Here is a 12,930-nt window from a genome sequence, read left to right as displayed (position 1 = left end):
TTATAATCGTTTGACGCAATATTAACGAATAGAAGAAAGACGCGGGAATTGCAATGCTACTTATTCCTCAAATAAGTAATATGTTGATTCACAGGCACAAATAGATCAAAAAAAAGCGCTCAGTGAGCGCTTTTTATACTACCTTGTCAGTCGCCTTACACCAAGGCCCAGTAAAAAGGCGAATAAACCAAAACCAAAGCTAGCACCGTTCCGTTCTACTTTTTCTTCAACCTCTGAACAGTCTTCAATTTCACCGTCGATAGGCTTCATCGTCACAGCACGTACCACATCTTCTACAAGTTGGTCACCATTGTCATCGAACATAAGTTCACCATATGAATCTCTACGAGGTACTTTGACAATTGCAGTTGCTGATATTTCATTAAGTTCATTGATATCACGAGCTTCGATAATCGTATACGCAGAGTCGCACGATAGGAAGTCATTTAAATCGGTAAATGTTTCGTTGTTGATGTCATACAAGAAACCGTGGGTGCGTCGCAATTCACTGTTCTGGGTTTCTACTTCACCTTCACCTACAACAAATCCTTGTTCATTTATCGCGCGTGCTGTGCTCGACGAACCAGTAAAGAAATCTTCAGGAAATATTAGCTGAAGCTCTTCAGACGGGACATTCGTATCGATGTAATAAAATTTCGAGCGAATTCGACCATTTACACTGGTTCTTGCATGTCCAACTGCAATACCAGCGTCGTTGATGTCGTATGCTCGAGAATCGTAATATTCGCTATGGTCACGTGTTAAGCTGACCATTTCGCCATCTTTGTATACAAATGCATAGAACCAGCGATCTTCATTATTACCAGGTGTAGTCTCAGTTTCGTCGATCCATGCATGAGAATAGCCAACAACAACACCTTGTGAATTTACTGCTTGACCGAAACTTTGATACGTACGGTCATCACCTTCTGCTGGTGTCACCAAAATACCTAACGCTTCTTCATCAACTATATTCCCACTCTCGTCAAAGCGCCAAATGTAAGCGTTCAAATTGTATAAATTGGCCGACAGGTTTTGGACACAAGCTAAGTAAGGAATATCGTCGACAACATCTGGATCGGCACAACCGCCAGTTTCATCTTCTATACGTTCTACAATTTCTGGATTTGTACTGACAGATGCGTACCCAACGGCAATTAAGCCACGCATGTCAAGGATTGCAGACTCACCCTCATAGAAACTTGTCTCTGGGGGGAGAACAGGAATAACACTTTCACCATTATCAACAGATACAAATGCTCGAGTATTAAAATCTCGCAGCCACCATGTATCGTCATCGCCATCGCTGTCTGTAAAGACCAGTGGCAAATAAGGGGCAGAACCATTGCCGTACAACCAACCTCTGTCAGATATACCATTGGCAAAATCTGACACTGAGCGTGTTAATGTATCTGTTCCTTCAAAAGGCTCATCAAATACAACAACTTCTTTGGTTTCGATACCGTCGTTTATCATCGCAACCTGGTCACCAACACGCTGATAGAAGTTATTGTTGCGCCCACTTAACCATCTTACTGTCCAAGCAAAATCATTGGCGGTAGGCGTCCCTGCACGCAATAATTCTTCATTTTCAATATTTTCTAATGCAAGGACAATTTCATGTGTAGCATCAGCAAGATTCACGATACTGTCGTAGTCGTCTTCATCCAGTTCATCAAATTGGACAGGAAAGTTGTACAGTTCTGTGCCAGAGATTGCGGTTTCTGAACTTGCATTCTCTTGTTGTGTATATGTGTACTTAAGTGAGCTTACATCACCTTTATCGACTATTGTGTATGTTGCTGCATTGGCAATTGAGATGGCACTTGCCACGCCAACAGCGACTAAAGACTTTACGATATTATTCATTTAACTACTTATCTCACTTATTATTTTTCGTCTAACTCTTGCCACCTGTCGAAAGCAGCTTCGAGCTTTGACTCATATTCTTGCAGCTGGTTCAATATTTTCTGCGTGGACTCATTATCCTGTGTAAAAAAGTCAGGCTGATTGACTTGTTCTTGCAGAGAACCAATCAAAGATTCCAGATTATCTATTTCATCAGGCAAAGCTTCAAGCTCTCTTGCCTCTTTATACGACAATTTTTTCTTAGTCTGCTGATTAGTTGGCTTCTTTGATACTTCTTTTACTTTACTTTCATGAATTTCAGCGGCTTGTTTTGCCTGAGATGCCTTGTATGCGAGGTGCTGTTCAACATCATCATAGCCACCAACAATCTGCTCAATATGACCACTACCATCGAAATAGAGACAGCTGTTTACGCAATTGTTCACAAAGTCCCTATCATGGCTAACCAACACAACAGTGCCCTGATAGTTTGCTACCACTTCTTCTAATAGTTCTAGGGTCTCAATATCTAAGTCGTTCGTTGGCTCATCCAGTATCAATAGGTTATTGGGTCGTAAAAACTGACGAGCGAGCAACAAGCGGTTTTTCTCACCACCTGATAATGCTCTAACCGGCGTACGTGCACGTTTAGGGCTAAACAAGAAATCTTGTAAGTAACCCAAAACATGTCTACTTCGGCCATTTAACATCACTTCTTGTTTGCCGTCAGCAACGGTATCTTGAACCGTTTTATTAGGATCAAGTTGTTCTCTGTGCTGATCAAAGTAGGCTATATTTAGGTTGACACCTATGCGTACTTTGCCTGAGCTCGGCGTTAACTGTTCCATTAACACCTTAATCAATGTTGATTTACCCGTCCCATTAGCGCCAACTAACGCTATTCTATCGCCACGGGTTATAAGTAAATTAAGATGCTTTATTACGTGTTTGTCACCAAAGCTCACACTCATATCAGTTGCTTCGAGAACAAGCTTACCAGAGCGATCGCCAGACGATATCTCAATGTCGCCCTGCTTTTTCAGTTCGCGACGTTGCTTTCGTTCGACTCGTAATTTTTCTAGCGCGCGAACCCTACCTTCATTTCTGGTTCTTCGCGCTTTTATACCTTGCCTAATCCAAGTCTCTTCTTCAGCGAGCTTTTTATCAAACAATGCATTTTGCTGCGCTTCAACATTCAAATCGTGTTCTTTCTGCTCGATGTATTTGTCATAGTCGCCAGGATAAGACGTTAAATTACCACGATCTAAATCGACAATTCTTGTCGCCATTTTGCGAATAAACGCCCTATCGTGACTAATAAAGACTATCGTTCCTGTGTAATTTTTCAGAAACGACTCTAGCCACAACACACTATCGATATCGAGATGGTTGGTCGGCTCATCCAACAGCAATACATCAGGATTAGTGACCAAAGCTTTCGCCAATGCCAATTTTCGTAACCAGCCGCCAGATAAATCACTCACTTTTCCATCAGGCTCAAGTAATAAAGTACTCAACACTTGCTCTATGCGTTGCTCGTCTTGCCAGGCATTTGCTTGTTCCAGTTTCTGTTGAGAGTTTGCCAACTTTTCTAGGTTAGTTTCGCTAGGATCGCTTGCAACCAGTGCCACCAACTGATGGTATTGATTGATTAGTTCAGCATTGTCTTTAAGACCTTCAGCCACATAGGCAAAAATAGTTTCTTCACAAGACTCAGGGGGATCTTGTGCCAACATAGCAATCCGAATTTCATTTGAGTAGTTCAGTTGTCCATCGTCTAGCTGACGTTCTCCACTGATCACTTTTAATAATGAAGATTTGCCGGCACCGTTTTTACCAACCAAACAGACACGCTCACCTTTGTTTATTCTAAGGTCAGCATCATCGAGAATTTTGCCATCTCCGTAAGCAAGCTCAGCATTAGTAATTCTTATTAGTTCCACGCTATGCCTCTTTTTCGACTTGTTCAGTAACGAACGCAGTCAATGTCGCTAAGTCAAATGGCCAGAATAGTTCTTTACCATCAATATCTCGTTGTATTACCGGTATATGTTGCCCATAGTGTTTCACTAAATCTTCCTCATCAACAATATCAACCACAGTCAACATAATCGGAACTGGCAAGTGATGACATAACGCGAGCGCGTCCTCACACAAGTGGCAACCTTCGCTGCTATATAAAAGGAATCCGTTTTCTAACATATTATTTTTTTGTAAGTAACCAACTGTTATGGATATGCTTATTACGAGCAAAATCTTTATCACGCGTGCGCTCTGTTAAATTTTCAACAGAGAAGCCTAGCCCTTTCATGGCGTCTAAGTCCATTTTGAAATTGCGCTTATTGTTAGTAAACATAATCTGTCCGCCTTGCTCTAATGCGTTGTAAGCATCAGTGAGCATATCAACATGATCACGTTGTACATCAAATGTATCGTCCATGCGCTTTGAATTTGAAAAGGTAGGTGGGTCGATAAAAATAAACGAGAATTTTCGGCCGTTATCTTTTAACCATGAAAGGCAATCAGCTTGAATAAATTCATATTTGTGGCTTTGCAGTTTGTTTAACGCAAAATTCTCTTCGGCCCAAGTCAAATAAGTCTTAGACATATCTACTGTTGTAACGGAGTCTGCACCATGCAATGCCGCATGCACTGAGACAGAGCCAGTATAAGCAAACAAGTTAAGGAAAGTTTTTCCTTTGGCAAGCTTTGCTACTATCTGTCGGGTTTTTCGATGATCTAAAAACAAACCTGTGTCGAGGTAGTCCCACAAATTGACTTTTAGCTTTGCACCATACTCTTGAATCACGAGTTCATGATTCTTTTTATTTAGCTTTTGATACTGATTACTGCCTTTCTGTTTTTGACGCGTTTTTAGAACCACATTGTTTGTGGGTGTTTCAGTCACTTTAGGCGCCCAATAAATAACTTCTTGTAAACGCTTTGCTACTTTTTCTGGCGCAATCTTAGCTGGAGCAGCATATTCTTGAATAACCAGATATTCTCCATAAACATCAACAGCGACATTATACTCAGGAATGTCCGCATCGTAGCAACGATAACACTCTACTCCCTCTGACTTAATCCAACCTTTGAGTGACTTTAAGTTTTTCTTCAATCTGTTGGCAAAATCTGAATCTTGTTGATTTAAATCTACGGTGCCATGGGCAACATCACGCTCTTTTTGTTTTTCATCGATCAGGTATGTTGCAAGCACAGCATCAAGAGGTCCATTCTTAAATTTGTAGCGTTTAGTGCTCGCAAGCTTCAGTAATGAAAGCAATTCAAGATTGGCAGTTAGGATCGCCACCGTCCAATCGGCATATTGCTGTTTGAGCTTTTGGCCAAACTCGCTAAATAATTCTACGAGCTCAGGTAATTCACCTATACGTTCACCATAAGGAGGGTTAAACAACAAAACACCTGGCTTTGAAAATACATTGGTAATTTTGCCGGCATCTTTACAACTAAACTCGATTAAATCTGAAAAACCCGCTTTGGCAGCATTTTGTTTAGCCGTTTTAATCACTCTGTGGTCGATATCACTGCCGTACACTTTTCCAGTAAAGTTATCGAAGTTATTGATTGACAATTGTTTTGCATCGTTTAGTGCAGACTCCCAACTTGCTTCGTCATTTCCTAGCCAATATTCGAAGCCCCAGAAGCTCCTATCCAAGCCTGGCGCTTGCCCCGTTGCCATTGAAACAGCTTCAATGAGCACAGTACCTGAACCACACATAGGATCCACTAATGGTTTTGAGGTATCCGATAACCAGCCTGAGCGAAGTACGATTGCCGCTGCCAAGTTTTCTTTCAAAGGAGCAGAACCACTGTCTCTGCGATAACCACGTTGGAATAACCCTCTTCCAGAAAAATCAAGATAGAAGCTCACTTTACCTTTTAACAAACGCGCTTGAATACGGATATCAGGTGATGATTTGTCTACAGACGGTCTTACATCAGTATTCTCACGAAAACAATCAACAATAGCGTCTTTTACCGTTAGTGCGCCAAACTGACTGTTTCTTATTTCCTTGGATTTACCCACAAAATCAACCGCGAAAGGACTTTGTACATTAAACACTTCAGGCCATTCGACGGCTTTAGCACCTGCGTATAGCGAGTCTTTGTCATTCGCTTCACTTTCCGATAGCTTTAACAAAACACGACTTGCAAGCCTCGTCCATAGACAGACCTTGTATGCAGTAGCCAAATCGGCAGAAAAATAAACTCCTTCAGGTTTTTGAACCACTTGTTCTCCGCCAAGTTGATTTATTTCATCAGCGAGCAAAATTTCAATGCCGGGAGAAGTAAGCGCCAAAAATTGAAACATAGAAGTATTCCATCAGAAAAATTGGCGGCAATTATAAACAACCATAGATAGATTACCTAGGCATTACGGTAATTTATCGGTCAAATTTATGTAATTTTACGTAAGGAAAATCCGATATACGCCTAAATATGCTTCATTTCGTACAATTAATAGGCCAACGGTAAAAATAGCGTAAATATAGGTTGCAAATTAATTCAACTATCCTTAACATACGCCTCGCTTTCACAGAGGTGAAACAATTCTTTGATAATAGAATTCAAACATTATCGGCTTGTTTACTTCGGTAAACCATTCGGACGCGGGATGGAGCAGCCTGGTAGCTCGTCGGGCTCATAACCCGAAGGTCGTCGGTTCAAATCCGGCTCCCGCAACCAATTCTTTTCAACATTAGAAACAAAACAAATGTTGGGTTGTTATTCACGACCTTAGGTCGTCGGTTCCCTTTCAGTTAAAATACAGGGCTCCCGCAACCAACTCATAATTCTTTTATAGGTCAGAATTAAAACAACCTTGGCTCGTTTACTTCGGTAAACCATTCGGACGCGGGATGGAGCAGCCTGGTAGCTCGTCGGGCTCATAACCCGAAGGTCGTCGGTTCAAATCCGGCTCCCGCAACCAATTCTTAATTCTTTTGTAGGTCAGAATCAAAACAACCTTGGCTCGTTTACTTCGGTAAACCATTCGGACGCGGGATGGAGCAGCCTGGTAGCTCGTCGGGCTCATAACCCGAAGGTCGTCGGTTCAAATCCGGCTCCCGCAACCAATTCTTATCAACATTAGAAACAAAACAAACGTTGGGTTGTAATTCACGACCTTAGGTCGTCGGTTCCCTTTCAGTTAAAATACAGGGCTCCCGCAACCAACGCTTCTTATCGACCAACAAGAACCAATATTATTGGCGATACATGACCGTATTTCATCGGTTCCTTCTCTGAAAAAACAAACGACGCCCATAACCAAAATAATGGCTGCTACCTTATTGAAACTGTCATTTGCAGTGCCTGTAAAAACATTTTACCAACTCCATCCATCGAGCTAGTCATCAATTTCTTGCGGTACAACTCTTTTGGCTATGCGCTTCAAGTATGTATGAATCCGTTTGAGATTTTCTAAAATGGTCATCTCGTGACGCACGAGTTCTATGTTTTCATCGGTAAACTTTTCGGTTTGCAATTCAAAAGCCTGCTTAATCAATGTATCTATCTCTCCTTTTATTGATAGCACCGATTGTGCAGCGATTTGGTTGTTGTCTTTAATAGCCAGTGTCGAGTTTTGTAAAGCAACAGATAACTTGTCACCTATTTCCCGATATATGTACCTAATAGTGTTACTGGATTTGAGGTTGTTGTCATAAATTGTTTTGGCCACTCTCGCTAAATCGTTTTCAAGTACATCCCCTACACTTTCTATTTCATCAGCCATAAGCATGACCGTACTTAACTCTTTACTTTGTTGCTCATTTAGCGGTTGCTTTCTTATGTCAGACAAATATCGATATATTTCCCCTTGCAGCAGGTCAACTTTGTCGTCCTCTAGCTTGATTCTTGTAAATAGATTTCCATCCCGCTTTTGCGCATCTTCACGAATTTTCTCAAACATATTAGTGACAATAGACGCCATTCTCGCTACTTCAAGTCTTGCGCGCTCAATTGCCAAACTCGGCGTATCAATCAAAGTATTATCAAGAAACTTAGGTTTTATTATGACAGACAATGACTCAGCTTTTTCAGGCACTAGCTTTAACACAAGCTGCGCTAGAAAACCGGTAAGCGACAGAAAAAACAGCGTATTGAAAACATTGAATACCGTATGCGCATTAGCAATTTGTCTAGGCACTTCGGCTGCCAGTCTAGCAGTCCCGAAAAGTTCTGGGTGTTGTGGCGAAATCGTAACAATCCAACTCGCTAAAACACCGATAAACGGTAACCAAATTAATACCCCTCCTAAGTTAAAAACAAGGTGGACAACCGCAGCTCTGAGTGCCTCCCTTGATTTACCCAAAGCGGCGAGTTGCGCTGTTATGCAAGTACCAACATTCGCACCAAAAGCGAGAGCAATGCCGGCTTCCAAACTGATCAAACCTTGTCCAGCCATCGTTATAACAATGGCAGTCGTAGCCGATGAAGACTGAACTAACGCGGTAAAGAGTGCCCCTACCATAATAGCGAGCAGGTGTTCATCCATTTTAACCATCAGCTCAAGAAATGGCGGGTAGCGTCGCAATGGCTCCATTGCTTCTCCCATAAGGCTCATGCCATAGAAAATTAAGCCCAGTCCCATCAACATATTCCCATAATGTTTAGTCTTTTCGCGTTTCCCAGCAAACATCATTAAAAAGCCAGATGCGACCATCCATAAAGCGGCTTCCTCCACTTTGAAAGCAACTATTTGAGCTGTTATTGTCGTACCCACATTGGCCCCCATGATGACGCCAATAGATTGGGACATTGTCATCATGCCTGCCGAAACAAAGCCAACAACTAATACAGTAGTAACAGAGGATGATTGAATAACTGCTGTGACAAATGCCCCGGTCAACGCACCTGTAAACCTGTTCTTAGTCAGTTTCGCAAGCAGCATCTTCATTTGGTCACCTAGTGCTGACTTAAGCGCATCAGACATTTGTTCCATACCAAATAAAAAAAGCGCCAAACCGCCTAAAAGGCCCATGAAGGCTTCTGACCACGCTATATTTTGATGTGAAGCATCGCTAGCTACTGCCGTGAAATTGCACATAAACAATGTCGCAAATGCTAGAAGGAATAGAAGGATTTTCTTGGGAGCAATTGTAGTAGGAGTGAACATATCCCTTGCCTATACGTTAATTAATTCTCTATAACTCATTAAAGTATAAGCAAGTTCTTATTGTTTGCAGATGTAAACGCTCTATATGTTACTGCTAGAGACTTTATTTCTTAACCAACAATTTGCGGGATCTTTGTCTTGGTTTTTGTGCCAATACATATGTACGTCAAGTGGTGGGACATCTATAGGCAATGGTACAATGCCGATGGGTAGCAAAGCTTTGTACATACGAGCAGAATTTTCGGGGAGTGTCAGTAACATATCATTGTTTGTAATCACTCGACATGCCGACAGCAAATGTTGACACCTCAAGCCAACCTTTCGCTGTATTCCCAGTCGGCCTAGTTCATAATCTTCAACACTTGGTCCTGTTGTCCTAGCTGAAGCAACAACGTGTGTTTGGCTCAAGTAGCGCTGCATATCAAATTTACCCGTAAATATAGGGTGCCCCTCTCTAGCCACGACGACCAATTTGTCCTTGGTAAGCTGTGTATGCATGATGTTGTTGCTCACAGGCAACAATATATCTATGGCTAAATCAATATCACCACTGGCCAATTTGGTTTCAATTTCACTTCGCCGAACACGCTTGCTGGTAAAGTTCAAATTGGGCGATTCTGTGATTAACTTCTCTGCAAAATACGGTAAATAGGACGCTTCCAAAGAGCTATGCATTGAGACAGTGCAGTATTTTCTGGATGTCGCCGGCTCAAACTTTTGTGACTGATACAAACTAGTATGTAACTGGTTCAATGCTTCGCGCACGTCGCCTATAACATTCTTTGCAACCGTCGTCGGGCGCATTTGATTACCTTGGCGAACGAAGAGTTTATCGCCAAAATGATCTCTTAGCTTAGCAAGAGAGTGACTGACTGCTGGTTGTGACAAATTCAATGCAGAGGCGGCTTTGCTGATATTGCCCTCACAATAGATCGCTTCAAACACGACAAACAAATTTAAGTCAATTTTCATTAAAACTGCCTACTTTTATTAGAGTAATTAATTCGGCACACGAATAGTGACCGATAACTATTATTCATTTGTGTAATTTAGGTTAGCTCAATAATATGATTTTTAACACACATATTTTGCGCTGCTGTAATGAGCGCATGGTCAAGGACAACGATATGAATAATTTATTTGATCTCACGGGCAAAGTTGCTTTAGTCACCGGTGCGAGCCGTGGTATTGGTGAAAGTATTGCTAAAACACTAGCTGCTTATGGTGCCCATGTCCTGGTATCTAGCCGAAAAATTGAAGGTTGCCAAGCAGTTGTTGACCAAATTAAAGAAGCTGGCGGTTCAGCCGAAGCGTTCGCCTGCCATATTGGCGAAATAGAACAGGTCGATTCGCTATACGGTCATATTGAATCAGCACATGGTCGGCTAGATATTTTAGTGAATAACGCTGCTGCTAACCCCTATTTTGGCCATATCCTTGAAACAGATTTGAGCGCGTATACAAAAACAGTCGACGTCAATATTCGAGGGTACTTTTTCATGTCTACTAAAGGCGCTAACCTGATGAAGCAAAATGGCGGCGGTGCCATTGTAAATGTTGCGTCGGTAAATGGTGTGATTCCTGGAGACCTCCAAGGTATCTATTCAATCACCAAAGCAGCGGTTATTTCAATGACAAAAGCATTCGCAAAAGAATGCGCGTCTTTCAACATACGTGTGAATGCATTATTACCAGGTGCCACCGATACCAAGTTTGCAGCTACACTCGTCAAAAACCCCAAAATATTAGAACAAGCAATGCAGCATGTGCCGATGAGACGCGTTGCTGAACCCGATGAAATGGCAGGTACTGTGCTTTATCTCGTCTCTAATGCCTCTAGCTACACAACAGGCACCGCAATCAATGTCGACGGCGGTTACTTGATCGGCTAAGCAATTCAATAACGTAGAAAATCAAAAATGAAAGGGGCTTCTAGATGGACTTTAACTATTCTCCGAAAGTTACCGAGCTAATTGCACAGGTAAAATCGTTCATGGATGAACATATTTATCCAAACGAGCAATTGATGCATGACCAAATCCAAGAGCATGGGTGGTCAACACCTCCTCTTATGGAAGAGCTTAAAAAAATAGCGCAAGCAAAAGGTCTGTGGAACTTATTTCTCCCAGTGAATTATGGCGAGCATAGTGCAGGTTTAACAAACCTCGAGTATGCGCCACTCGCGGAAGAAATGGGCAAAGTCTATTGGGCACCTGAGGTGTTTAACTGTGCAGCGCCAGACACCGGCAATATGGAAGTATTGGCTAAATATGGTAACAAAGAACAACAACAAAAATGGTTAACGCCTCTGCTCAATGGTGAAATACGTTCAGCGTTTGCGATGACAGAACCTGACGTTGCGTCGAGTGACGCTACCAATATAGAAACCCGGATTGAACGAGATGGCAATGAATATGTCATCAATGGACGAAAATTTTATATCAGCGGCGCCTGTCGCGTACAGTGTGAAATTCTTATCGTTATGGGAAAAACTGATGCAGATAACCCCAATCGATATATACAACAATCACAAATCTTAGTCCCGAAGAACACGCCTGGTGTCTCCATTGTAAGGCCTATGCATGTATTCGGTTATACCGATGCTCCTGAGGGTCATGCTGAAGTTACATTTGATAATGTGCGAGTGCCTATTAGTAATATTTTGGTTGGTGAAGGCAAAGGCTTTGAAATTGCTCAAGGTAGGCTTGGCCCAGGTAGGATACACCACTGTATGCGAGCGATTGGTGCTGCACAAAGAGCACTCGATATGATGTGTGAGCGCGTTAATCAACGTCACGTGTTTGGTCAGCCAATGAGCAAAAATCAATCCGTACGTGAAGACATCGCAAAGTCAGCATGCCAAATTGAACAAGCACGTTTACTCACGTTGAAAGCTGCTCAAAAAATGGATGAAGAAGGCAACAAGGCAGCCAAAGATTTAATCGCTATGATTAAAATTGTCGCGCCAAACATGGCACTAGACGTACTAGATAGAGCCATTCAAATTTATGGCGCGGTCGGCGTTTCGCAAGATACCTTTTTAGCACATATGTTCGCAGGACAACGCACGCTTCGCTTGGCCGACGGTCCAGACCAAGTACATATGATGCAGCTAGGCCGTAATCTCATAAAACAATTCGAACATTAACACTGTAAAGTGAGGAACAATCATGGATTCCATGCTGAATTTTTCTGATAAAGTCGTACTCATCACCGGCGCAGCACAAGGTTTTGGAAAACTCTTAGCAGCAGCAATGACAGAACGTGGCGCTGCTGTCGTACTTGGAGACATCAAGTCAGAGCAGCTTACCGATACCGCAGAATCACTCAAAGCCACAGGGGCAAAAGTTGCTTACCTAGCGGGCGATGTTGCTTCTAACGATTATGCACAGCAACTGGTAAATTTAGCAGTAAATGAATTTGGCCAACTCGATATTGCAGTCAATAATGCCGGTGTTGCCCCAGCGTTCTCACCTTTGCACCTTACCGATGAGTCAACATTAGACAAACAATTTAACGTCAATGTCAAAGGCGTGCAATTTGGCATGCAACACCAAATAGCGCAAATGCTCAAACAGCAACAAGGCGTCATTTTAAACGTCAGCTCAATGGCAGGCCTTGGCGGAGCTCCTACAATTTCCTCTTACGCAGCCGCTAAACATGCTGTCGTAGGGCTTACAAAATCAGGTGCCGTTGAATACGCAAGCAGCAATATTCGCATTAACGCTGTGTGTCCATTTTTTGCGCTTACCAACATGGTTACCGATGTTTCAGATGAAGAAGGAAGAAAAGGCCTTGCACGACGAGCGCCTATGAAACGACTTGCTGAACCCAAAGAAGTGGTAGCGACTATGATGTTACTACTATCCCCTGCAAATACCTTTATGACTGGTCAGTGTATCGCCATCGACGGCGGCGTATCAGCCATGTAAATGATAGGAAAT

At 42.3% G+C, this 12,930-nt stretch carries 9 protein-coding genes and 3 tRNA genes; 6 read left to right on the top strand and 6 right to left on the bottom strand.

The annotated features are described in order from the left end of the window. Positions 1 to 138: 138 nt before the first annotated feature. Genes ACFSJY_RS10525 through rlmKL form a run of 4 tightly spaced genes read right to left on the bottom strand, consistent with a single transcriptional unit; the run spans position 139 to position 6,181 of the window. Positions 139 to 1,869 carry a DUF3466 family protein gene (locus ACFSJY_RS10525; RefSeq protein WP_386034004.1) on the bottom strand — a complete coding sequence of 577 codons (1,731 nt, stop codon included), beginning with the start codon at positions 1,867 to 1,869 and terminating at the stop codon, positions 139 to 141. Between the two features lie 20 nt (positions 1,870 to 1,889). Further along, a complete protein-coding gene (uup, locus tag ACFSJY_RS10520) occupies positions 1,890 to 3,791 on the bottom strand; it encodes an ATP-binding cassette ATPase Uup (RefSeq protein WP_386034002.1) in 1,902 nt (633 codons plus the stop codon). A 1-nt stretch (position 3,792) separates the two neighbouring features. Next, positions 3,793 to 4,050 carry a glutaredoxin family protein gene (locus ACFSJY_RS10515; RefSeq protein ID WP_386034000.1) on the bottom strand — a complete coding sequence of 86 codons (258 nt, stop codon included), beginning with the start codon at positions 4,048 to 4,050 and terminating at the stop codon, positions 3,793 to 3,795. A 1-nt stretch (position 4,051) separates the two neighbouring features. Continuing rightward, positions 4,052 to 6,181 (bottom strand): bifunctional 23S rRNA (guanine(2069)-N(7))-methyltransferase RlmK/23S rRNA (guanine(2445)-N(2))-methyltransferase RlmL, encoded by a 2,130-nt coding sequence (gene rlmKL / locus ACFSJY_RS10510; protein WP_386033998.1) that lies wholly within the window; start codon positions 6,179 to 6,181, stop codon positions 4,052 to 4,054. Positions 6,182 to 6,478: 297 nt separating this feature from the next. Between rlmKL and ACFSJY_RS10505 the strand changes: the two genes are divergently transcribed. From ACFSJY_RS10505 to ACFSJY_RS10495, 3 genes are all read left to right on the top strand, one after another. After that, a tRNA-Met gene (locus ACFSJY_RS10505) sits at positions 6,479 to 6,555 on the top strand. 167 nt (positions 6,556 to 6,722) lie between these two features. Continuing rightward, a tRNA-Met gene (locus tag ACFSJY_RS10500) sits at positions 6,723 to 6,799 on the top strand. Between the two features lie 68 nt (positions 6,800 to 6,867). After that, a tRNA-Met gene (locus ACFSJY_RS10495) sits at positions 6,868 to 6,944 on the top strand. Positions 6,945 to 7,216: 272 nt separating this feature from the next. On the opposite strand, the gene ACFSJY_RS10490 is transcribed toward ACFSJY_RS10495, so the two are convergent. Together ACFSJY_RS10490 and ACFSJY_RS10485 are read right to left on the bottom strand one after the other, a co-directional pair. Next, positions 7,217 to 8,986 carry a Na/Pi cotransporter family protein gene (locus tag ACFSJY_RS10490; RefSeq protein ID WP_386033996.1) on the bottom strand — a complete coding sequence of 590 codons (1,770 nt, stop codon included), beginning with the start codon at positions 8,984 to 8,986 and terminating at the stop codon, positions 7,217 to 7,219. Between the two features lie 81 nt (positions 8,987 to 9,067). After that, positions 9,068 to 9,958, bottom strand: coding sequence for a LysR family transcriptional regulator (locus ACFSJY_RS10485; protein WP_386033994.1), 891 nt, complete (start codon positions 9,956 to 9,958; stop codon positions 9,068 to 9,070). Between the two features lie 155 nt (positions 9,959 to 10,113). Here ACFSJY_RS10485 and ACFSJY_RS10480 point away from each other — a divergent pair, with 155 nt between their 5' ends. From ACFSJY_RS10480 to ACFSJY_RS10470, 3 genes are read left to right on the top strand one after another with little or no spacing between them, the layout of a single operon-like run. Next, positions 10,114 to 10,878, top strand: a complete 765-nt coding sequence (locus ACFSJY_RS10480; protein WP_386033992.1) for an SDR family oxidoreductase — start codon at positions 10,114 to 10,116, stop codon at positions 10,876 to 10,878. A 44-nt stretch (positions 10,879 to 10,922) separates the two neighbouring features. Continuing rightward, complete coding sequence (locus tag ACFSJY_RS10475) at positions 10,923 to 12,134, top strand: acyl-CoA dehydrogenase family protein (protein ID WP_386033990.1); 1,212 nt, start codon at positions 10,923 to 10,925, stop codon at positions 12,132 to 12,134. A gap of 22 nt (positions 12,135 to 12,156) precedes the next feature. Continuing rightward, the gene (locus tag ACFSJY_RS10470; protein WP_386033988.1) at positions 12,157 to 12,918 is read left to right on the top strand and encodes an SDR family NAD(P)-dependent oxidoreductase; all 762 of its coding nucleotides are present in this window, start codon (positions 12,157 to 12,159) and stop codon (positions 12,916 to 12,918) included. Positions 12,919 to 12,930: the final 12 nt, after the last annotated feature.

Source organism: Thalassotalea euphylliae (assembly GCF_042682785.1).
In the GTDB taxonomy this organism is placed as follows: Bacteria; Pseudomonadota; Gammaproteobacteria; order Enterobacterales; family Alteromonadaceae; genus Thalassotalea_F; species Thalassotalea_F euphylliae.
The sequence above is the reverse complement of the archived record's forward strand: the minus strand, read 5'-3'. Positions and strand labels throughout refer to the sequence as shown.